Annotated in this window: 21 protein-coding genes; 11 read left to right on the forward strand and 10 right to left on the reverse strand. The window is 59.3% G+C overall.

Translation table 11 applies throughout. The features are described 5' to 3' along the window. The first annotated feature begins 43 nt into the window (after positions 1–43). From D3878_RS20455 to cynS, 8 genes are all read left to right on the forward strand, one after another. Entirely contained in the window at positions 44–1,198 is a 1,155-nt protein-coding gene (locus D3878_RS20455) for a CpaE/TadZ family protein (protein WP_233556407.1), read from the forward strand. Positions 1,199–1,240: 42 nt separating this feature from the next. Then, entirely contained in the window at positions 1,241–2,611 is a 1,371-nt protein-coding gene (locus D3878_RS20460) for a TadA family conjugal transfer-associated ATPase (protein ID WP_119787156.1), read from the forward strand. Between the two features lie 6 nt (positions 2,612–2,617). Then, complete coding sequence (locus D3878_RS20465; RefSeq protein ID WP_119787157.1) at positions 2,618–3,595, forward strand: type II secretion system F family protein; 978 nt, start codon at positions 2,618–2,620, stop codon at positions 3,593–3,595. A gap of 36 nt (positions 3,596–3,631) precedes the next feature. Then, complete coding sequence (locus tag D3878_RS20470) at positions 3,632–4,576, forward strand: type II secretion system F family protein (protein ID WP_119787158.1); 945 nt, start codon at positions 3,632–3,634, stop codon at positions 4,574–4,576. A gap of 95 nt (positions 4,577–4,671) precedes the next feature. Beyond that, the gene (locus D3878_RS20475) at positions 4,672–5,658 is read left to right on the forward strand and encodes a LytR C-terminal domain-containing protein (protein WP_158592343.1); all 987 of its coding nucleotides are present in this window, start codon (positions 4,672–4,674) and stop codon (positions 5,656–5,658) included. Positions 5,659–5,706: 48 nt separating this feature from the next. After that, the gene (locus tag D3878_RS20480) at positions 5,707–8,010 is read left to right on the forward strand and encodes an Ig-like domain-containing protein (protein WP_119787160.1); all 2,304 of its coding nucleotides are present in this window, start codon (positions 5,707–5,709) and stop codon (positions 8,008–8,010) included. Positions 8,011–8,265: 255 nt separating this feature from the next. Then, positions 8,266–8,817, forward strand: a complete 552-nt coding sequence (locus tag D3878_RS20485; protein ID WP_119787161.1) for a DNA-3-methyladenine glycosylase — start codon at positions 8,266–8,268, stop codon at positions 8,815–8,817. Positions 8,818–8,961: 144 nt separating this feature from the next. Beyond that, on the forward strand, positions 8,962–9,405 hold the full coding sequence (gene cynS / locus D3878_RS20490; RefSeq protein WP_119788044.1) for a cyanase: 444 nt from the start codon (positions 8,962–8,964) through the stop codon (positions 9,403–9,405). A 29-nt stretch (positions 9,406–9,434) separates the two neighbouring features. On the opposite strand, the gene D3878_RS20495 is transcribed toward cynS, so the two are convergent. After that, complete coding sequence (locus D3878_RS20495) at positions 9,435–10,493, reverse strand: AI-2E family transporter (RefSeq protein WP_119788045.1); 1,059 nt, start codon at positions 10,491–10,493, stop codon at positions 9,435–9,437. Positions 10,494–10,633: 140 nt separating this feature from the next. Between D3878_RS20495 and D3878_RS20500 the strand changes: the two genes are divergently transcribed. Then, positions 10,634–11,056: a hypothetical protein gene (locus D3878_RS20500; protein WP_338016817.1), complete on the forward strand. Its 423-nt coding sequence runs from the start codon at positions 10,634–10,636 to the stop codon at positions 11,054–11,056. Between the two features lie 141 nt (positions 11,057–11,197). Then, positions 11,198–12,016, forward strand: coding sequence for a protein phosphatase CheZ (locus D3878_RS20505; RefSeq protein WP_119787162.1), 819 nt, complete (start codon positions 11,198–11,200; stop codon positions 12,014–12,016). Here D3878_RS20505 and D3878_RS20510 read toward each other — a convergent pair. The 4 genes from D3878_RS20510 to D3878_RS20525 all read right to left on the reverse strand — a co-directional run bounded on the left by D3878_RS20510 (position 12,013) and on the right by D3878_RS20525 (position 16,874). Beyond that, positions 12,013–12,960, reverse strand: a complete 948-nt coding sequence (locus D3878_RS20510; protein ID WP_147384051.1) for a hypothetical protein — start codon at positions 12,958–12,960, stop codon at positions 12,013–12,015. The genes D3878_RS20505 and D3878_RS20510 overlap by 4 nt on opposite strands. A gap of 142 nt (positions 12,961–13,102) precedes the next feature. Continuing rightward, positions 13,103–13,726: a trimeric intracellular cation channel family protein gene (locus tag D3878_RS20515; RefSeq protein WP_119787164.1), complete on the reverse strand. Its 624-nt coding sequence runs from the start codon at positions 13,724–13,726 to the stop codon at positions 13,103–13,105. Between the two features lie 179 nt (positions 13,727–13,905). Continuing rightward, positions 13,906–14,220 (reverse strand): hypothetical protein, encoded by a 315-nt coding sequence (locus D3878_RS20520; RefSeq protein ID WP_119787165.1) that lies wholly within the window; start codon positions 14,218–14,220, stop codon positions 13,906–13,908. 197 nt (positions 14,221–14,417) lie between these two features. Next, complete coding sequence (locus tag D3878_RS20525) at positions 14,418–16,874, reverse strand: penicillin-binding protein 1A (protein WP_119788047.1); 2,457 nt, start codon at positions 16,872–16,874, stop codon at positions 14,418–14,420. Positions 16,875–17,199: 325 nt separating this feature from the next. Here D3878_RS20525 and D3878_RS20530 point away from each other — a divergent pair, with 325 nt between their 5' ends. Beyond that, positions 17,200–17,460, forward strand: coding sequence for a hypothetical protein (locus D3878_RS20530; RefSeq protein WP_119787166.1), 261 nt, complete (start codon positions 17,200–17,202; stop codon positions 17,458–17,460). A 90-nt stretch (positions 17,461–17,550) separates the two neighbouring features. Here D3878_RS20530 and D3878_RS20535 read toward each other — a convergent pair whose 3' ends face one another. The 5 genes from D3878_RS20535 to D3878_RS20555 form a co-directional block, all read right to left on the reverse strand. Then, a complete protein-coding gene (locus D3878_RS20535) occupies positions 17,551–17,856 on the reverse strand; it encodes a hypothetical protein (protein ID WP_119787167.1) in 306 nt (101 codons plus the stop codon). 401 nt (positions 17,857–18,257) lie between these two features. Then, positions 18,258–18,545 carry a hypothetical protein gene (locus D3878_RS20540; RefSeq protein ID WP_119787168.1) on the reverse strand — a complete coding sequence of 96 codons (288 nt, stop codon included), beginning with the start codon at positions 18,543–18,545 and terminating at the stop codon, positions 18,258–18,260. Between the two features lie 77 nt (positions 18,546–18,622). Beyond that, the gene (locus tag D3878_RS20545; RefSeq protein ID WP_119787169.1) at positions 18,623–18,895 is read right to left on the reverse strand and encodes a hypothetical protein; all 273 of its coding nucleotides are present in this window, start codon (positions 18,893–18,895) and stop codon (positions 18,623–18,625) included. 122 nt (positions 18,896–19,017) lie between these two features. Beyond that, positions 19,018–19,329, reverse strand: a complete 312-nt coding sequence (locus D3878_RS20550; protein WP_119787170.1) for a hypothetical protein — start codon at positions 19,327–19,329, stop codon at positions 19,018–19,020. Positions 19,330–19,481: 152 nt separating this feature from the next. Then, complete coding sequence (locus D3878_RS20555) at positions 19,482–20,279, reverse strand: DUF4184 family protein (protein WP_119787171.1); 798 nt, start codon at positions 20,277–20,279, stop codon at positions 19,482–19,484. Positions 20,280–20,321: the final 42 nt, after the last annotated feature.

The following is a 20,321-nucleotide window of genomic DNA, read 5'->3' on the forward strand; positions in this document are numbered from 1 at the left end:
ATCACGCAGCCGGGGACTTAAATTGAAAATCGCCGCCATATCAATGAATGACAAACACCTTGCGGAGATAGCCAGGCTGCTCCGCGAGCGCAACCCGTCCGATCAGGTGGACATCGTTTCCGGCACGCTGGAAAAGCTGGCCGGGAACGTCGATCTCGCGCCGCCGGATGTGCTGGTGCTCGACCAGCCGTCGGTAGAGGACGGCGACCTGGAGCGGCTGGAACGATTGATTCATTCGTATCCGCGCATGGCTCCCATTCTTCTTTGCCAGCAGCACTCGCCCGAGTTTCTTCTCCGGGCCATGCGCGCCGGCGTGCGCGAGGTGTTGCCCTCTCCGGTGAGCTCCAGTAACCTGTTTCCCGCCATTGCCCGCATCGAGGAAAAGCTCGACAGCCGTTCGCAGGCCAACGGCAAGGTTCTAGCATTCATTTCCTGCAAGGGCGGCAGCGGCGCGACCTTCCTCGCCACCAACCTGGGGTATGCGCTGGCGACGCTGGAAAAAAAGCGCGTTGCCCTGATCGACCTGAATTTGCGGTTCGGCGACGCATCGCTGTTCGTGTCCGATCAAAAACCGGTGGCGACCCTGTCCGACGTGGCCCAGCAAATCCATCGGCTGGATCCTTCATTCCTTGCATCGAGCATGCTCAACGTAACGCCGAACTATGGCGTGCTGGCCGCCCCGGAAGACCCGGCGCATGCGAACGACGTCAAGCCGGAGCATGTCGATGCGATCCTCAAGCTGGCCCGGCGCCAATACGACTTCATCCTGCTTGATATCGGTCGCAGCCTGGACGCGGTCAGCGTTCGCGCGCTGGACCAGGCCGACATGATTTTTCCGATCCTGCAGACCACGCTGCCGTATATCCGCGATGGCAAGCGGCTTTTGGAGGTGTTCCGTTCCCTGGATTATCGCAAGGACAAGATTCATCTGATCGTGAACCGCTATGAAAAGAGCGGCGAAATCCGGCTGCGGGATCTGCAAACTGCTTACGGCGCCAGCATCTTCAGGACCCTGCCCAACCACTATGAAGCAGCGGCGGCTTCGGTCAACCAGGGAGTGCCGATATTGAAGCTTGCCAGGAGCAGCCCGATTTCAAAGTCCCTTCAGGAGTTTTCCCGGTCGCTGGCGGGAGACGCCACCGAGGCATCACAGGGTTGGTCACCGGGTTGGTTTTCGCGGGTTTTTCAACACGCTTGATGCGCCGCATTCAAGAATATGTTAGCCAAAGGAGATGTCGCCATGAAAGCAGAGAGCCTATCAATCAGAGACCGTCTGGGGAACGGCAATGCCAACGGCCATGCACAATTCGCAGGCCACCGCCCGGGCGGCATTGACAACCGCGCTTACCAGGCACTGAAGCACCGTATCCATCAAACCCTGCTTGATCGGGTTGACCTGGAAAGCATGCAGCGTCTTTCCCAAGAGCAGATTCGGGACGAACTCAGGATGCTGGTTGAACGCCTGCTCGAAGAGGAAATCGTCGTCATCAACGACATCGAGCGAAAAAACCTGACCCGCGACATCCAGAACGAGATGCTAGGTTTCGGCCCGCTGGAAACGCTGCTGGCCGATCCGTCCGTGTCCGACATACTGGTCAATACTTGCAAGCAGGTCTATGTGGAGCGGCGCGGCAAACTGGAACTGACCGACGTCACCTTCACCGATGATGCGCACCTGATGAAGATCATCGACAAGATCGTCTCGCGGGTCGGTCGCCGCATCGATGAGTCTAGCCCGATGGTGGACGCGCGCCTGCCCGACGGTTCACGCGTCAATGCCATCATTCCGCCGCTGGCCATTGATGGTCCCATCATGTCGATCCGCCGTTTTTCCGCCGAGCCGCTGCGCCTGGCCGACCTGGTCGAATACAAGAGCCTGACCGCCGACATGGCGGAAATCCTGCAAGGACTGGGCAAGGCCAAGCTCAACATCCTGATCTCCGGCGGCACCGGCAGCGGCAAGACCACCATGCTCAATGTCATCTCCGGTTTCATCGGCGCTTCCGAGCGCATAGTGACGGTCGAGGATGCGGCCGAGCTGCAGTTGCAGCAGCCGCATATCGTGCGCCTGGAGACGCGTCCGCCGAACATCGAAGGCAAGGGCGAGGTCACGCAGCGTGCGCTGGTGCGCAACGCGTTGCGCATGCGGCCGGACCGCATCATCCTCGGCGAGGTGCGCGGCGGCGAGGCGCTGGACATGCTGCAGGCCATGAATACCGGCCACGAAGGCTCGATGGCAACCATACACGCCAATACCCCGCGCGACGCGCTCACGCGGCTGGAGAACATGATCAGCATGGCGGCGGCGAGCCTGCCCACCAAGGCCATGCGGCAGCAGATCAGTTCGGCCATCAGTGTCGTGGTGCAGGTGGCGCGGCTGACCGATGGCAAGCGCAAGGTGATTTCGATTCAGGAGATTACCGGCATGGAGGGCGAGGTGATCACGATGCAGGAAATCTTCAGCTTCAGGCAGACCGGGCTGGGCGAGAACGGCGCCGTGGTGGGACATTTCTGTTCAAGCGGGGTACGCCCGCGATTCCTCGAGAGGCTGCGCACCTTCGGCATCGCCGTATCCGAAACCCTGTTCGACCCGACCAAGCAATATCACTAGACCGCCATGGACTACCTCTACTACCTCTTCGGTACGCTCATCTTCATCGCGGTCGTCCTCCTTGTCGAGGGCGTGTACCTCACCTGGAATTCCGCCAAGGGACCTGAAGCCGAGCGCGTCGCGCGCCGGTTACGCGTCATGTCGGCGGGCGGGAAGGGCGGTGACCAGGCCATTTCGATTGTCAAGGAACGGTTGCTGAGCCAGACTCCCACGATGCAGCGCATCCTGCTGCAGATCCCGCGCGTTGGCACGCTGGACCGCCTGCTGCAACAATCGGGGCTGTCCTGGAGTGTCGCCGAACTCCTCGGGATGAGCCTGCTGGCGTTTCTCGTCCCATTCTTTGCGGGTGGTTACTTTGCCGTGCCGTTGCTGCTCCGGCTGGCGGTCGCCGGCGCAGCAGCGACGCTGCCGATTTTTTATGCCATGAGGGCGAAGGACAAACGCCTCAATCGCATCGAGCAGCAACTGCCCGATGCGTTGGACCTCATGGGGCGGGCCTTGCGCGCCGGCCACGCCTTTCCGACCGCGCTGAAGATGGTCGGCGACGAGATGAACGATCCCCTGGCAAGCGAATTCCGCGCCGCTTTCGACGAGGTCAACTTCGGCATCGCCATGCCAGAGGCCCTGATGAACCTGGCAACGCGCGTTCCCAGCACCGATCTGCGCTACTTTGTGATCGCCGTTCTGATCCAGCGGGAAACCGGCGGCAACCTTTCCGAACTGCTGGCTAACATCAGCGCCATCATCCGCGACCGCATCAAGCTGATGGGCCAGATTCGCGTGCTGTCCGCCGAGGGCAAGATGTCTGCCTGGGTGCTGTCCTTGCTGCCATTCGGGGCGGCGCTCATGATCCAACTGACGAATCCGGAGTTTCTCGAGGTGCTGTACACCGATCCCGCCGGCCGCAAGATGCTGGCCGGCGCCGCCGTAATGATGGTGCTCGGCATCCTCGCAATGCGCAAGATTATCCGCATCCGGGTGTGAGATGAACCAGCCAGATTTTTCAGGAGCAATAGCGCCATGACCCCACTTCAATTTGCGTTTTTAGCCTTGCTTTTTCTGCTTGTGTTCGGTGTCGTAATGCTGGCACAGCGCCTGTTCGCTTCGAACCCCGTGCAGGACCGCCTGGATGCTGTCATCGGTCGGCCAGCCTCGGCTGCCGGCGGAGAGCCCAGTCCATGGGTGGCGCAAATCATCAAACTGACCGGCCCGCTGGCAAAGCTTTCCGTGCCCGATGATGGTTGGGAAAATTCAATCCTTCGTACCCGTTTCATGAATGCCGGGTTCCGCCACCGTTCCGCTCCGGCCATATTCTTCACAGCCAAAACCGTGCTGGCCGTTGGCCTGCCGCTGACGGCGTTTGTTGTCCTGAGTACCTCCGGCGCCAAGTACGGCGCCAACACTTTCCTGTTCTGGCTGCTCGGCGCGGCGGCCATCGGGTATTACCTGCCTAATATTTTGTTGAGTAACCTGATCGCGCGCCGCCAGCGCGAAGTCTTCGAGAGCTTTCCTGATGCGCTCGACCTGATGACCGTTTGTGTGGAGGCAGGGCTTGCGATGGACGCCGCGCTTGCCCGCGTCGCTACGGAGATCGGCTTGAAGAGTGCGGTTCTCGCCGATGAACTGCACCTGGTCACGCTCGAGCTGCGAGCCGGCAGCGCCAAGGAAAAGGCGTTGCGCAACCTGGCGCTTCGGACCGGCGTGGAGGATGTCGACGCGCTGGTAGCCATGCTCATCCAGGCGGAGCGTTTCGGCACCAGCATTGCCGATTCGCTGCGCGTGCAATCCGACCAGTTGCGCACCAAGCGTCGCCAGCGCGCCGAGGAACAGGCGGCAAAAATCGCGCTGAAGCTGCTGTTTCCGCTGATCTTTTTTATCTTCCCGTCGTTGCTGGTAGTGCTGATGGGGCCGGCATTCATTCAGATTTACCGCGTGCTGTTGCCCACCATGGGCGGCGGCAATTGATAAGGAGATAGCTGATGTTCAAACTCCGCCCGATCGTAGTTGTCTTGGGTGCATGCATGTTGCAGGCTTGCGTAGCGCCGCCCACTAAACAGGAAATGACCATACAGCCGCTGCTGCGGGTGCGCCATTCTGCTGACCAGAGCGCGGCAACCTACTATCAGCTCGGCAAATATTATCAGGAACGCGGCAACCTCGATCTTGCCCACAAGGCCTATACGCAATCGATCGCGCTCGACCGCCGGCAATTGGAAGCGCGCAACGCACTCGCCGCCATTTATTCCCGACAAGGCAGGCTGGATGAGGCGAAGGCCTTGCTGCTTCAACTCGTTGCCGACTTCCCCGCGGTTGCGCATCCGTATAACAACCTTGGTTATGTCTACTATTTGCAGGGTGATTTCAATGCGGCAGTGACAACCCTGCAACGCGCACTGGTGCTGGATTCAGGAAACGAGTGGGCACGTAACAATCTGAAGGCGGTGCAGACGGCACTGGCAAGCCATGGCGAGCGCGCTGCAGTCGCCATGGAGCTTTCCCCGCCGGCGCCCGCTACACGCCCGCAGGGGCTCGCAAACGTGGTCCCGCCGTCGGTGCCGCAATCGCGCATGGAGGTGGTGCAGATTGTGCCCAACGTGTATGAGCTCAAGCTGAAAGCCGCTGTCACGCCAGTCGTCGCTGAACGGTCTGTCGAGAAACCGGCTTTGGCAGCTGCGACCTCCGCCCCTGCTATCGTTACCGCTGCCAAAACGTTCAATGTGGAAATCGCCAATGGCAACGGCATCACCGGCATGGCAAGGCGGATGAGGCATGTGCTAGGCCAACGCGGCATCGCAGTGAATCGGCTTAGCAATCAACGTCCCTTTAAGCATCTGAATACGGAGATCCAGTATCGGGTCGGTTACAAGCAGGAGGCGCAAGCATTGCAGATCGCGTTGCGAGGCTATGCGGTTGTGGTACCGGTCAATGACTTTTCGGGCAATTCCGATGTGCGGCTGGTCCTGGGGAAAGACGTTGTCGCGCAGATGGCCCGGATCGAAGGCTCGGCTATCGAGTCGCCTTTGGCATTGAACGTGGCGACGAACTGAACGGATCACATTATTGACTTCGCATTGAATAACAATAGGGAGCGGAACATGTTTGAGAATATGAGACTCGCAAGGAAAGCAAAGTTTTTCGCGGTCGGCATGCTGGGTGGATTGCTGGTTGCTTGCGGCGGCGGCGGCGGGGCCGATCAAGGATGTACGAACCTCGATCCAGCGCGCAATCCGAATTTGCCGTCGTGCGGGGCAAGCACTGGCTCGGCCACGTCGACAACTTCGGCAGCTTCGGCAGCACTCGCCCCGCTTACGCTTTCATTGACCGACGCGGCCGGCGCGACCATCACATCGGTTTCTCCTGACCGCGCCGGAACGCTTCAAGCGTCAGTGAAAGACAGCAAGGGGAACGCCGCGCCAAACATCGCGGTCACCTTCACCACGACGGATAAAACAGGTGCGTTCGTGCCTTCGTCCGGCACGGCGTTGACCGATGCGAGCGGCGTGGCGCGGGTAAGCTTGCCAGCGGGGACCCAGGCAGGCGCATTCACGGTGACAGCCACCGCCGCCGTCGGCAGTTCGACTTCCACGGGAGCGGCCGGGTACACGGTCACGTTTCCGACGCTCACGCTGAATCCACTGACGATCACGCCCGCAAGCCTCTCGGCTGGTGGAACGGCAAGCCTCAGTGTGACTGTATTGAACGGGTCGAGCCCGTTCACTTCCGCGCAGTCCATCAGCTTCACTTCCCCGTGCGCGACTGCGGGAAAAGCGACGATCAGCTCGCCGGTTACCACGGTAAACGGTGTGGCGAGCACTTCATACACGGACAAGGGCTGTGGCGGAGCTGACACGATCACGGCTTCAACCAGCCTGGGCGGTGCGACCTTTACCCAGACCGGAACCGTGACCGTGCTGGGAGCGACAGCCGGCCAGATCGCATTCGTTTCGGCGCTACCGCAAAATATTGCATTGAAAGGCACTGGCGGCGCCGGTCGTCAGGAAAGCTCTACCTTGACTTTCAAGGTGCTTGACACGAATGGCAATCCTGTTTCCGGACAAAGCGTCGGTTTTTCCTTGAATACAAGGTTAGGCGGACTTGATCTGAGTCCATCACTTCCCCCTGCGCCCGCACTTGGAACGGTTTTTGCGACGTCAGCTGCAGATGGTGCCGTGTCCATTGTTGTCGTAGCCGGGACTGTCAATACACCGGTGCGCGTGACGGCGACCTTGGCTGGTACTTCGATCAGCACCTTGTCTGATCAGCTTGTGGTATCGACGGGCGTACCTGATCAAAACAGTTTTTCGCTGAGTACTCAGGTATTCAATGTCGAAGGCATGAATCACGACGGTTGCGAAGGCCCGGTTGGCTCGACGGTCAGGGTCAGTCTTGCCGACCACTTCAATAATCCTGTGCCCGATGGTACCGCCGTAAGCTTCACCGCCGAAGGAGGCGCGATCGATGCATCGTGTCTGACAGGTCTGATCCAGGTCCCGCAGACCGACGGCACCAAGGTTCTAAAGCCAGGTATTCCCGGCCAATGCAGCGTGCGGTTCTGCGCCGCAAGCCCGCGTCCCGCCGACGGACGCATAACTATCCTTGCTTATGCACTGGGCGAGGAAAGCTTTGCCGATACGAACGGAAATAACCTGTTTGAATCCGGTGAAGAATTCCAGGATCTGGGAGAACCATTCAGAAATGATCGCGCAATCACAAATCTGAACGCAAACGCAAACTGGGGCGTGATTGCAAACTCACTTGTTCCGGCGAACCCCGATAATATCTGGGCGACGGGCAACGCGACTCGGGCTCCAGGTGAAATATTCATCGACACCAATTCGAGCGGCACGTGGACTAGCTTAGGCGATGTAATTTATAATGGGGTCCTGAAGTCTCCTCAGACCTTCAACAATCAGGCGACTCATGTGCGCGGCGCTTTGGTTCAGGTGTTGTCCACGAGCGAGGCGAATATTACGGCGATTGACGCTGTGCCGGTCGCCTTGAGCCATTGTGTTGACGGCACGGCGTTTGCGAACACGGCAAAAACCATCCGCCTTGCCATTCGGGACGGTAACGTGACAGTATTTCCCGGTAATAAGGCGGGTGTCGCGCCACTGGTTCTGCCCTTTGATTTGCCCGGAAATATTCTACCGGCTGGTACAAAGATTGAGTTCACTGCTTCCAATGGCACGATACTGAGCGGCGCGAGCTTTATCGTGCCCAATACCAATGAGCCGAGCGCTGCAGCGTGGATATATCCGGTGCTTATTCAGAGCGATGCCGTACAAGGCGGCGCGCCAGCTCTTGCTTGCATCAACCAGGTCGCAAGTGGATTATTGACGGTGAAAGTGACGACACCGCTCGGGATAATCACAACGCAGTCTTACCCGGTTACCGATTAGTTCAATGTGGCCCTTCAGGGGTGGCCTGGATTTCCTTTGGCGGCAAACCTGACAGGGCCATGCGGTCACCAAAATAGTAGCAATGCTGGCTTCGAAAGGCGCATCGTAAAAGCGCCGACTTGGGGCTGGCATTGTGCAGAAATGGCAAAGAGCCTGTCTAGGCTATATAGACAGAATGGAATTCAGTAGTGTCCAGTTTATTTAAGCCGTACCGGCTGGAAACGCCAGTAAATTAAGAATGCCTGTACGAAAACGATGCGCAAGCTGCCCCGCTCCTTCTACGCGCGCGACACGGTCAAGGTCGCGCGCGAGTTGCTCGGCAAGTATCTGGTCCATGTGATTGACGGCGTGCCCCATATCGGCCGCATCGTCGAGACCGAAGCCTATATCGGTGTGCATGACCTGGCGGCGCATTCATCCCGGGGCATTACCCCGCGCACCAGGGTCATGTTCGGTCCGCCCGGTTTCGCCTACGTTTACCTGATATATGGCATGTACCACTGCATCAATGTGGTGACCGAGCGCGAAGGGAACGGCGCCGCCGTATTGTTGCGGGCGCTGGAGCCGATCCGCAACCTGGACGGCAAAACCAGCGGGCCGGGCCTGCTGTGCAAAGCGATGGGGATTGACTTGCGCCTGAATGCGCATGACTTGTCGAGCGACGATTTATATATCGCCGACGACGGCGCACCGCAATCGCAGACCATCGTCAATCGACCCCGCATCGGCGTCGATTACGCCGGCGAGTGGTCCGGTCGCGAATTGCGCTTTTATATCCAGGGTAATCCCTGCATATCGAAAAAATAATATTGCTTCCAAATGGGGCGCTGCCGCCGTACGCACCGAACTGATTCCCGCCTCTGCACTGAAACCGTGATCTTCGCGCGAATTCGCGCCATGTGATTGGCACGTGCCTTGCTTTTCTTTATTTACACCAACAAGGAGTGCTACATGGACCGCAATGAAGTGACGAAAAAAATCCTGACCACCAAAGTCAAAAACAAACTGAGCTGGGCAGCGATTGCCGAGAAAATCGGCCAGAGCAAGGAATGGACGACCGCCGCCATGCTGGGGCAGATGACCTTCGATGCCAGGCAGGCAGCCGTGGCCAAGGAACTGTTCGGTCTGACCGACGAGGAAACCGCCTGGCTGCAGATCGTGCCGTACAAGGGGTCGTTGCCGACGCCGGTGCCGACCGATCCGTTGATCTATCGCTGGTACGAGATCGTCAGCGTGTATGGCACCACCATCAAGGAATTGATCCATGAAGAGTTTGGCGACGGCATCATGAGCGCCATCGACTTTTCCATGGATATCACGCGCGAAGCCGACCCCAAGGGCGATCGCGTCAATGTCGTCTTGAGCGGCAAGTTCCTGCCGTACAAGCAGTACTGAGCCGCACCGGCACGCAAGGGCAACGCAAGCTAAGCCTTGCGTCCCTCCTTTTCAATGCGGAACAGGTCCCATGCGGCGATGAACAACGCCGCCACTACCGGCCCCAGCACGAAGCCGGTAAGCCCGAACAGCGCCAGCCCGCCCAGCGTCGAAATCAGCACGAGGTAATCCGGCATTTGCGTGTCCTTGCCCACCAGGATGGGGCGCAGCACGTTGTCGATCATGCCGATCACTAAAGTGCCAACGGCAATCAGGATGACGCCTTTCCAGAGCTCACCGGTGACCAGCAGGTAGATTGCCACCGGCCCCCAGACCAGCGCCGCCCCCACTGCCGGCAGCAGCGACAGGAAAGCCATCACGGCGCCCCACAGCAGCGCCCCCGGCACGCCGAGCAATGCGAAGGTCAGTCCGCCCAGCGCGCCTTGCGCCGCAGCCACCAGGATGTTGCCCTTGACCGTGGCGCGCAGCACGGTGTTGAACTTGCCGACCAAAAGCCGCTGGTGTTCGTTACTGATGGGGAGGGCGCGGCGGATACTGTCGGCCACGCTGGCGCCGTCGCGCAACAGGAAAAACAGCAGGTACAGCATGGCTGCGAAGCTCACCAGGAAATCGAAAGTGTCCTGGCCGATGTTGAATACCCGCGCCAGCATGACCTGGCTGCCCTCCGCCAGCACGGCGCTGAGTTTCGCCTGCAGTACCGTCATGTCGGTCCATCCCTGACGCGCCAGTATGCCGGCCAGCCAGTCCGGCAGCAGATGCATGATCTTCTGGTGGTAGGCGCCGAAGTCGAGCGGCGCGGCACGCAAGGCTTCGAGCAGCCGGGTGCCTTCGCTGACCAGCGAGGATACCAGCAGGATGAGCGGCAGGATCACGACCAGCACGCACAGCAGCAGCGTGACGGCCGCCGCCAGGTTGCGCCTGCCGCCGAAGCGCACCAGGAGCTTGCGAAACAGCGGCGAAAACAGGATGGCGAACGCCGCTCCCCAGAAGATGGCGCCAAAAAACGGCAGCAGGATCCAGCCGAATACGATGGATACGGTCGCCAGCAGGAACAGGAAGAATTTGTTTTGCAGTTCGGGATAAACCATATTGCTCCGCGCGCTGATACGTTGATCGATAAGTTGTTTGCATCGCAATATTACCTGAGAGCGCGCCGCCGCTTGCAAGAATTCGCCGGGATGGCGATACTCGACGTTTTTTGTATCGGCCTGGCGGAAAGTATGCAGCAATGATGGAAGACAGCGATAACGCGCGACAAGACGAGCTCAGGGAGCGCCCATGGATCGTTTTGTCGACCACGTATGACGTGGAAGCCTGGATCGACCAGTTCAACAGGGATTTGCAGCAGGCGGTCAAAAAGCCGCATGCCGGCCGCCACGGCATCTGCTTTCGGCTTGCGCATGGCGGCGCGCTATTCCTGCATACGTCCGGGGAAGGCGATGTCCTGCTGGATGTGACGCCGGAAGCGGCCTGGGTGACGCCGGTGATTGTCGCGGCCACCGGCTGCAACCCGCCGGCCTCGCAAATCTGGCCCTTGCCGGGCAGCCGGCTGACCGAACTGCTGCTGGGTCTGAGCAGCCTGATCGAGGCAACCAGGATCGTCACCGATCACGACTTCAGGATCAGGAAAAGGTCGTGGCAGGACGGCTGAAAGTGTCGCGCCGCGCGGCTTTTTTGGTGCGTCCGCTGGTGCGCTGGGGAAGGAAGCGTTGTACCATAGCCCGAGGCGCGTCGGCGCCATCCTGCAACCCTATGCCTGCGTTTGCGTGCATCCTTTACGGAGTGGCGGTTTATGTCGAATGAAACGGACGATCTGGAAGCCTTGTTCGAAGCCGAATCGGTGCGCTACGGCCAGACAGCGGCGGCTGAACCTGCTTCCGCACCGGCCGTTGCACTGTTGCCGGCAGATGAGGGCGGGCTGGACCGCTATTACCAGGCAGTGTCCGGGCTGTATCTGCGCGGTGCCGATGACGTTGCTGCATCGGCTGCCGATTCCGCCGCTGGTGCGCACTCCGCCGACGCGGTCGATGCTTCGATGTACGAGCGCCTGGGCAGCATCGTGCGCCAGCTGCATGATTCCCTGCGTTCGCTGGGCTACGACAAGTCGCTGGCCGAGGCCAATTCGCAAATTGCCGATGCACAGGACCGGCTTGCGCATATCGCCGCGCTGACCGAGCAATCGGCCGTGAAGGTGCTCAATACGCTCGAAGCAGCAATGCCGGCGCAGGAAGCCATGATCCGGCAGGGGCGCGAGATGGAAGAGCGCTGGGCACAGCTATTTGCCGGCAAGATCGGCATCGAGGAATTCAAGGTGCTTGCCGCCGATGCGCGCGCATTTTCCGCCAGCGTGGCCGCCGAGGGCGAGCGCGAAAAGGCGCGCCTGCTGGAAATCATGATGGCGCAGGACTTCCAGGACCTGACCGGCCAGATCATCAAGAAGGTCGTGGGCGTCACCCACGGCATCGAGCAAGACCTGGCCCGGCTGTTGCTGGACAATGCGCCGGCGCCGGTCAGGGAAAAGCATGTCGAGCTGATGGCGGGGCCTTCAACTCCGGGTGTGGCGCTGGTGCAGGGCGACGTCGACGACTTGCTGGCCGACCTCGGCTTTTAATTGCCGGGTGTCCCCGGCGCCAGTACCGGTTCGGGCTGACGCCGCAGCAATTCATGCAGGCGGCCTTCGTCCAGCACCTGCTGCAGATATCCCATGTTGCGTTCGATCGCCTCGATGTAAGGATTGGCGCCGCCGAACAGCGGTTCCACGAAACGGTAGCTGGCCCGGAAATCGGCATCGAGGCGTTTTTTTACCATGCCGGCGTAAAACGCCGGCGTCTTGCTCAGCAAATCCCAGCTTGAGTCGTATAACACCTCGATGCTGCCATCGGCATGGCGCCGTTTGGTGAGGCCGCCCAGTTCGAATTCCTCGTACAGGTAGTCACGGCATTTTTCCAGGTACACGCGGTCGGCCATTTGCGCGATGAGGTCGGCCGTGCCGATCAGGTGCCCCAGGCGCTGGTCGAGCGGGTCGTCCAGGCGGATCTGCTCCAGCGGGATTTCATAGCCCGTGAAATGGATCAGCTTGACGGCGCGGCGCGCCCAGTCGCCATGTCCTTCCTGTGTCAGGAAATGGCTGAGCAGGCGTCCACCGCGCGCGACATGGTGCAAGGTGTACTGGGCGCCATGCCAGCAGCGGCGGTCCTGGCGGCGCCGGATATAGCCGGCATCGTGAAACAGTGCGACGATGACGCCAAGCGCGAGCCGGCCGGCGCCCAGACGCCCGGAAGATGCATGCGCGCATTCATGGCCGGCCTGCATGCGCGCGCATGCCAGCGTCACATCGAGCGCGTGCTGCATGTCGTGGTAGAGCGTTTCGCAACCGTGGTAACCGGGCAGGGTGCCGGCATACAGGCTGGAGAAGACCTCGAACGCGCGGCTGATCAGACTGCGGTCGATTGCTGCATCTTCCTTGCCCAGCAATTCGCACACCGCGTTGCAGACCGCAGGGGGATCGGTCAGGTCGATGGTATGCGTGACATCCAGATGGTCGAACTCTTGCATGGCCGCGTTCTCCTCGCGTTGCTTCGGATACATTGTCCGTCGCATTGTTGCTATGTCAATGTTGCATTTTAAAATTTTATAATTAATGCAACTTATTGGCCATTATGCCAGCATTTTGTTCGATTAACGAGAGGCATCGCTTTCAGTCAAAACCGCGATAATCCGCGTTTTTGAAGCTGGGAAGTTGCCACCTGTAATGAATTGCCAGCATGCGGAACAACACGCCGCCGGCCAGCGCCGCCACCGAAGCGGTGCCGGCGCCAATGCCGAGTTGAAGCATCGCCACATAGGCAGCACCGGCTGCCAGGGACACCATGGCGTAGATTTCCTTTTGCAGCACCAAGGGCATCTGGTGGCATAACAAATCGCGCAACAAGCCGCCAAAGACCCCGGTCACCATGCCGGCAATGATGGCAATACTGAAATGGAGGCCGCCCGCCAGGCCGATATTGCAGCCGATGATCGTGAATGCCACCAGGCCCAGTCCATCGACCACTAGGAACAGATAGCGCAAATGGTGCAAATGACGCACGGTGAAGGTCGTCGCGATTGCAGCCAGGGTGGTGTACAAAAGATATTCCGGATGCTTCACCCAGCCGATCGGATAATGGTTGAGCAGGATATCGCGGATGGTGCCGCCGCCGAGCGCCGTGATGGTGCCGATCAGGCAAATGCCGAAGAGGTCCATGCCGCGGCGCATGGCCATGATGGCGCCGGACATTGCCTCCGCAATGATGGCAATGAGGTAAATTGTGGTGAGTAACATCTGTTCAGTATTCTTGTTGCACCCGGTATTTTCTCACCAACAGCAGATGATCGTCTGCGCAAAGTGGAATTTGACGGCTGCAGGCTTAGGCCAGTGCCACTGAGGGGGCGGCTGGCCGGCCTGGAATTACGCTACTGAACAGTGCTGCAGTGGCATGCGCGAAGGCACGCCTGAAAAAATCAGGGCGCCAGCGCGCCACTGTGACGGCGGCTCCATTGACGCAGCTTGCCAACGCCGATCGCCACGGCGGCGCCTGCTGCGGCAACCAGCGCGAATACGCCCGTCAGCATGGCAAGCATGACTACTGCGAGCGTCGTGAAAAGCGCCGCGCCAAGAATTTTCCAGCGCCACCAGGGACCCATCGCGGCCCGCAAAAACTGTTTCATGCCTGGTGCTGCGCCGGCCTGGCTTTGTGCGCCAGCTTGCGAGCGCCATTGCGATCCCGCCGCCGAACTTGCTTCATCGACCAGTTCCCACTCTGTTTTTTCCTGCATGCTGTACTCCTTCCTAAAAATGCGTGGATATCCCGGACAGTCTGGCTGGAGCATTTACGTTGCCTGCCGCCGCCGGGGGTATCGCAGCGAAACTCCATGATAAAGGCATTTACCATCAATTAAAATAGGAATTAATAGATGAATTTGTTCTGAAAAACAGAGGATTTGCCTACTCTTGCCGGGCTTGCGCCAAACGGCTACCGGCCATCTCTCGGCGCTTCCGTGACTTCCGCCGGGCGCGGCTGGCCGCCCGCCTGATCATTGCGCGTACCGCCCTGGAGTTCAATTTCGCGACGCACGCTTTCCAGGGCCTTGACCGGCTCTTCGATGGCTTTTTCGAATCGGCGCTGCTCGCGTTCAATGATTTGCGCGACATCGCGCGCCTGGGTGATGATGCGCTCGACTTCATCGAGCGGCGCCTCGGGCGCGGGTTCTTCTTCCGGTTCGACGGGCGATGGCGGCGCAGGCTGGGGCTTTTTCCGCCCCAGCAGGTCATCGATCTGTTGGAGCAGCGGGGCGAACATGCTGTCCTGCGGTTGCGGGAATTGCACGCGGCCGTCGACCATGTGCCCGTTCAAGGCCTGGCGGAAAAAGTCGCCCACCACCAGCAGGGCATTGTGGCCGCCCTGGCCCCAGTAATCGCTGCGCATGGTCACCCGCGCATCGTTGAAACCGACCCAGGAGCCGGTCACCAGGCGCGGGTGCATCAGGATGAACCAGCCATCGGTGTTGTTTTGCGTGGTGCCGGTCTTGCCGGCGACGTCGGCGACGATGCCAAAGCGCGAGATCAGCCCGCGGCCGGTGCCTTGCCGGACGGCGCCGCGCAGCATGTCGATCAATTCCTCGGCAGTTTCACTGGACATGGCGCGCTTGCTCTTGCTGGTGAAGCTGGCGAGCTGCCGCCCCTGCTTGTCCTCGATGCTGGCGACGAAGACCGGTTTGCGGTACTCGCCGCTGGCGGCGATGGTGCCGTAGGCGGAGACCATTTCCATCAGGCTGACCGGGCTGACGCCAAGCGCCAGCGCGGGCACAGCATCCAGCTCGCTTTGCTGGATGCCCATTTTGCGTGCCAGCGAGATGGTCCGGCGCGGGCCGACTTCCTGCATGACTTGCGCAGTGATGGTGTTCTTGGAATAGACGAGGCCTTCGCGCACCGTCATCATGCGACCGCTCGGCGCCGACATGTCCGTCGGGCGCCATACCGTGCCGTCGTCCATGGCGATTTCGATTGCCGTATCGGCGAAACGCCGGTCCGACGGCATGCCGTCTTCCAGCGCCGCGCCATAGACAAACGGCTTGAAGGTGGAGCCGGGCTGGCGCCGTGCCTGCGCCACGTGGTCGAACTGGTCGCTGCCGTAGTCGCGGCTGCCGACCCAGGCCCTGACTTCGCCGGTGGCCGGATCCATCGCCACCAGTCCAGCCTGCAGGCGGGTCTTGTCGGCGCGCAGGCGCTCCATGAAGGCGGCGTCGCGCTTGAGTTGCGCCAGCACGGCCTGCGGCGCTGCACCGGCTTCGACCGCATTGCGGTAAGCGCCGGTTTCGCGGATGAAGGCGTCGGCCAGGTCGTTCTTGCTGGCCCAGAAATGGCCAAAGGGCTTCACGTGCCGCTGCATGCCGAGGTAAGTGGCGGGGCTGGAGGAAATCAGACGCGCCGAGGGTGAGGCCCATTCGACGTCGGCTACCGCCTGCAATCCGGCCAGCTGGCGCTGCACTGCCTGGTTGGCGGCCGCCTGCAGGCGTGAATCGATGGTGGTGCGAATCACCAGGCCATCGGCGTAGATGTTGTAGTCGTTCTGGTCGGCCCAGTCGATCAGCCATTTGCGCGCGTGTTCGGCAAAATGCGGCGCCATGCCTTGCGGCTCCTGCTGGCGTTCGAAGTCCAGCCGCAGCGGGCGCTTTTTCAGGCTGTCGAACTCGGCCTGGGTAAGCACGCCGCGCTTGAACATTTGCGACAGCACCACATTGCGCCGCCGCTGTGCACGTTCCGGATTAAGCACAGGATTGTAGTAGCTGGTGCCCTTGAGCATGCCAATCAGGGTGGCGCTTTCCTGCACGTTCAGCCTGGCTGCCGGCTTGTCGAAATAGGTGCGCGCGCCCATTTCGATGCCAAAGGCGTTGTACAGGAAGGGCATGGTGTTCAGGTAGGTCACCAGGATTTCCTGCTTGGTGTAGGTGAGCTCGATCTTGAGCGCCGTGATCAATTCCTTGATCTTGCGGGTGATTGAGCGTTGCCGTCCGATTTCTTCCGGGTAGAGGTTGCGCGCCAGTTGCTGGGTCAGGGTGGAGCCGCCCTGCGGGTCGCCCTGCAAGGTGTGGAAGATGCTCGATGCCGTGCGCTTGAAATCGATGCCGTGATGTTCGTAGAAACGGTGGTCTTCGGTGGCGATCAGCGCCTTGATGACATGTGGCGAAATTTCCTTGAGCTCGACCCATTCGCGGTTGTTGCGGCTGAAGCTGGCCAGCTGCTTGCCATCGGACGACAGCAGGATGGCAGGCTGGTCCACCTTGGCCTTGCGCAGATCGGCGATCCCGGGCGTGAAGGGGATCAGCACGAGAGCGTAGGTAAACAGCAACACCAGCACAACCAGGACGAGCGATCCCAGTCCCTTGAAAAGGAAGCTTATCCTTGCGCCAGCTGGCAGGGAGGCGTCCATGCCAGCCTTGAAGTAGCCGAAAATGTGCAGATAAAGGCGTTTGAGCTGCGCAATGCGCTTGCGCCAGTTGAGACGTTTGAACCAGTTGTGATGCTCGCGATTTGCTTCCAATGTGATATCCCGTACTGAATTAGGCGGGCGCGGGCAAGGTGCGCGCCGGGCCATATTGTACGGTTTGTCGCATGGACGCGACAGATATGCTGCGAATTGCGGCTGATTGGAAAAAATGCAGCGGGTTTTTCAATCCTGATATTTCATTCCTGGCGCGCTTACCTAGAATGAAAAAATTGAAGAAACTGAAAAAAACAATTCAAGGGAGCTTACGATGGAAAAAGAAGATGCAATCGTGCTGATGCGTCAGCTGAGCGACCGCCTGACCCATACCTGGGCGCTGGAGGATCTGGTCTCGCCGTTCGCCGAATTCATGGCGCACATGGAATCCAGGGTTTCGGAAGAGGAGTTTGCTTTTCTTGGCACCATCGGTGCGATGATTTACCAGCGCGGTTCGAGTCAGTACGATGCCAGCGTGCAGGCAGACCAGTTACTGCGCAAATTGCAGCGCGGTTCGGAAATCGACGAGACGTGAACCTGTCGTAACGATCCTTCAGGAGCCGTTGCTGGCAACGGACCTTGCAATGTCAGGCCGGGCAAATTCAAGGAAATGCCGGGCTGTTGCTTACTCGCCTTCGCCTTCGGATTGCTTGGGCTTGAACTGTTCCGGGCTGATGCGGAATTTTTCGCGACGATCACCCATCAACAGGCGCAGTTCCCTGATGCTCAGGTCGCTGACTTCATGCATGCGGATCAGCAGCGACGCGCCCACCGGCAAACGACGATGGCGGATCTTGCTGATAACAGGGGGTGCCACTTCCAGCGCGCGCGATAGCGCGGCGTCGTTTTTCAATCCCAGCTTCTCGATCAGAGAATCCAGCAGGTTATTGGGATCGTATTCGGGCCGATTTAACAGTGGGTTGCTGTCCATAATCATCCTTGTAATTAATTTAATTAATTAATTTTATTACAGGTTAGGGTCAAAAGCATAATATTGATTTTTGACACTATTGTACTTCGGAATCTATTGCGATGCAGAATGACTATGTCACGGAACTGTAATACTATTCGCTCGCAGTTACAAAAATCCAAATCCGGAGAGGGTGGGAGACAGTGGCCGCAGCGAGAGGATTCTCGCTGCGTGCTACACAAACGCAGACGAGTTCTGCATGGTATTCATTTTGTGAATGTCAGTTATCGAAAAAATAAAGCAGACTTGGGGTCAGGATGTCAGTAAAGTTACACCTGTCTCCTCCAAGTCTCTATGAATTGGATTTAGCCCGCTCCGCAAGGAGGCGGGCTTTTTTTTGCTTTTTTTCTCCTGATGAGGGGCTAGCGTTTGCAATATGAGCGGCGAATCGCGTACGCGGGACGCCAGGTGGCACGGCGGTCACCCAGGAAAAGGCGCAGTTCCCGCATGCTGAGGCCGCTGGCTTCCTGCATCCATAACAGCATCGAGGCGGCGACTGGCAGATGTCCGTGCCGAATGGAAAAAATCACCTGGTTTGCCACGTTTAACCGGCGCGATAACGCAGTATCGTTGTCGAGATGAAGATGATGCAATAACGCATCAAGCAAGCGGGCGGGATCGTAGCTTGCGTTGGTATTTCTTTTGTTCATTGCCTTGTCATTCCTTTCAAGCGGATACGAATCCCTATTGATTTGGCCTCGCGCTTGAAGTTCCATTGGCAAGAAACTTATGGCGGGTTGGCGCCGTGCCTGCGATCCCGCCAGCGGCGCAGCCATGCTGGTAACTGGATGATCCAGGAAGGCAGGCTGGCGACCATGGCTTCGGTATTGTCGACGGTTTGGCGGAACTGCATGCGTTCTGCTGTATGTTCCTTGCCACAGGCGGCACATGCCAGCCTGGCATCCGAATAGAGTCGCGCCAGCGTTTCCTTGCGCTGCGCGCCGCAATGTTCGCAGCGGGTGGCGATCAGGATATCGGGCTTGAAGTAGTGTAGTGGCATGCGAATATCTCCGGACAGGAGTGGAACTTTAAAAATTCTACAAAATTTGCCAATTTTGCCGTTCGCTTTGCATCAAGGTGTGCTTTGCCCGGTGCGGTGCGGCGGCGCCGGATCGCTTGACTTTAATTGGTTGGCAAGATATTCACATGCGGCAAGCGGCGCACGCAGTCCAGTTCATTTCCTTCGGGATCTTTCTCCGCCAGCGCGTGCACCCAGCCAAGCACTTCGTCGGCGCTCACGACCCCGCTGATCAGGCTGGTTCGCAGGCGAAAGTAGGCTTCAAGTATCAGCGGATCGATTGCGATGTCGGGATCGATATCCGTTGACAGTGCAATCAGACTTTCGATATTGGCCAGTTCATTAACCAGGATTTCGCGCAATGCGCTTACGCCAGAAACGGCATCGTCTGTATGCCGTACACGCATCTTTTCCATTTGCTTGCCTCTTTATTTGCTGGCTTTCGGGAAGCCGCTTGCCAGGTGGCGGATTTCTCATGAGAGCAAGCAAAGCATGTGCCCGGGGATATGCGTCGAGGCAGCAATAATACGTGGCTGGATTGGGCAGCAACGGGTGCCGGCAGCAAAGCTTACGTTGCGCTGCGGTTCCTTTGAAAAAGGAACATATGCCAGACCAGGCTATAGGCGATCAACAGCAGGCCGAAGCTTGAGATGGCGGTAACCACCGCTTCACGCACGACATCCTGCAACGCCATCGCCTCATAGGAGACGCTAAAGGCTTGCGCCGCCATGCCGGTGCCGACCAGCGGCGGTGCGGCCAGCAGGATGCCAATGATCGTAAGGCGGTTGCGGCTGGCCAGGGTGGTGGGTGGCAATTGCTGCGGCATGGCAGCCTGCCGCAGCCAGCACCGGGTCCAATGCCACAGCAGCAAAACGCCGCCAACGGTGCTGGCATGCTGCAGCAGCTTATAAGGATAGACGTGATAGCTTCCCACGGAAAACAGGTGGGTGCTCAGGAACGGCAATATAAAGACGCTCAAAAATCCATAATGGGTGAACGCATCCCACGCGAGATGGGTGACGATGCCGAGCAGGAGCGATAGCAAGATCCTCTGACCGGATACGGACGGCAAGAGCGGTGCTGGCCGGGTAACGGCCAGACGCGCCGCAACCGCTGGCGGCAGCAGTTCGCACAAGGGCTTTTTCAGGAGCAGGTGAAATGCCAGGTAAAGGAGCATGCCAAGCGGCAGGCAAAACCAGAACATGCCCGCCAGGCTGTGGCTGTCGCTGCGGTCGACGTCGAAAGGCAGGAAATTCTGGAAATCCGGTGCCATGCTGCCAATGACCAGCGCCGACAGCACGACATGGCGGCGCAGTGCCCAGTGCAGGGGAATGACGGCGGCCGGATGGGCAAAGGTGAATGGCATGCAGGAAAAATCGATACAAAACGGGCATTATCCTTGAAAACG

The sequence above is a fragment of the Noviherbaspirillum sedimenti genome (assembly GCF_003590835.1).
GTDB lineage: Bacteria > Pseudomonadota > Gammaproteobacteria > Burkholderiales > Burkholderiaceae_D > Paucimonas > Paucimonas sedimenti.

Excerpts from the sequence above, each read along its gene's own strand:
- D3878_RS20455 (WP_233556407.1), top strand. The coding sequence starts at position 44 with ATGAATGACAAACACCTTGCGGAGATAGCCAGGCTGCTCCGCGAGCGC.
- D3878_RS20460 (WP_119787156.1), top strand. The coding sequence starts at position 1,241 with ATGAAAGCAGAGAGCCTATCAATCAGAGACCGTCTGGGGAACGGCAAT.
- D3878_RS20465 (WP_119787157.1), top strand. The coding sequence starts at position 2,618 with ATGGACTACCTCTACTACCTCTTCGGTACGCTCATCTTCATCGCGGTC.
- D3878_RS20470 (WP_119787158.1), top strand. The coding sequence starts at position 3,632 with ATGACCCCACTTCAATTTGCGTTTTTAGCCTTGCTTTTTCTGCTTGTG.
- D3878_RS20475 (WP_158592343.1), top strand. The coding sequence starts at position 4,672 with ATGACCATACAGCCGCTGCTGCGGGTGCGCCATTCTGCTGACCAGAGC.
- D3878_RS20480 (WP_119787160.1), top strand. The coding sequence starts at position 5,707 with ATGTTTGAGAATATGAGACTCGCAAGGAAAGCAAAGTTTTTCGCGGTC.
- D3878_RS20485 (WP_119787161.1), top strand. The coding sequence starts at position 8,266 with ATGCGCAAGCTGCCCCGCTCCTTCTACGCGCGCGACACGGTCAAGGTC.
- cynS (WP_119788044.1), top strand. The coding sequence starts at position 8,962 with ATGGACCGCAATGAAGTGACGAAAAAAATCCTGACCACCAAAGTCAAA.
- D3878_RS20495 (WP_119788045.1), bottom strand. The coding sequence starts at position 10,493 with ATGGTTTATCCCGAACTGCAAAACAAATTCTTCCTGTTCCTGCTGGCG.
- D3878_RS20500 (WP_338016817.1), top strand. The coding sequence starts at position 10,634 with ATGATGGAAGACAGCGATAACGCGCGACAAGACGAGCTCAGGGAGCGC.
- D3878_RS20505 (WP_119787162.1), top strand. The coding sequence starts at position 11,198 with ATGTCGAATGAAACGGACGATCTGGAAGCCTTGTTCGAAGCCGAATCG.
- D3878_RS20510 (WP_147384051.1), bottom strand. The coding sequence starts at position 12,960 with ATGCAAGAGTTCGACCATCTGGATGTCACGCATACCATCGACCTGACC.
- D3878_RS20515 (WP_119787164.1), bottom strand. The coding sequence starts at position 13,726 with ATGTTACTCACCACAATTTACCTCATTGCCATCATTGCGGAGGCAATG.
- D3878_RS20520 (WP_119787165.1), bottom strand. The coding sequence starts at position 14,220 with ATGCAGGAAAAAACAGAGTGGGAACTGGTCGATGAAGCAAGTTCGGCG.
- D3878_RS20525 (WP_119788047.1), bottom strand. The coding sequence starts at position 16,874 with ATGGACGCCTCCCTGCCAGCTGGCGCAAGGATAAGCTTCCTTTTCAAG.
- D3878_RS20530 (WP_119787166.1), top strand. The coding sequence starts at position 17,200 with ATGGAAAAAGAAGATGCAATCGTGCTGATGCGTCAGCTGAGCGACCGC.
- D3878_RS20535 (WP_119787167.1), bottom strand. The coding sequence starts at position 17,856 with ATGGACAGCAACCCACTGTTAAATCGGCCCGAATACGATCCCAATAAC.
- D3878_RS20540 (WP_119787168.1), bottom strand. The coding sequence starts at position 18,545 with ATGAACAAAAGAAATACCAACGCAAGCTACGATCCCGCCCGCTTGCTT.
- D3878_RS20545 (WP_119787169.1), bottom strand. The coding sequence starts at position 18,895 with ATGCCACTACACTACTTCAAGCCCGATATCCTGATCGCCACCCGCTGC.
- D3878_RS20550 (WP_119787170.1), bottom strand. The coding sequence starts at position 19,329 with ATGGAAAAGATGCGTGTACGGCATACAGACGATGCCGTTTCTGGCGTA.
- D3878_RS20555 (WP_119787171.1), bottom strand. The coding sequence starts at position 20,279 with ATGCCATTCACCTTTGCCCATCCGGCCGCCGTCATTCCCCTGCACTGG.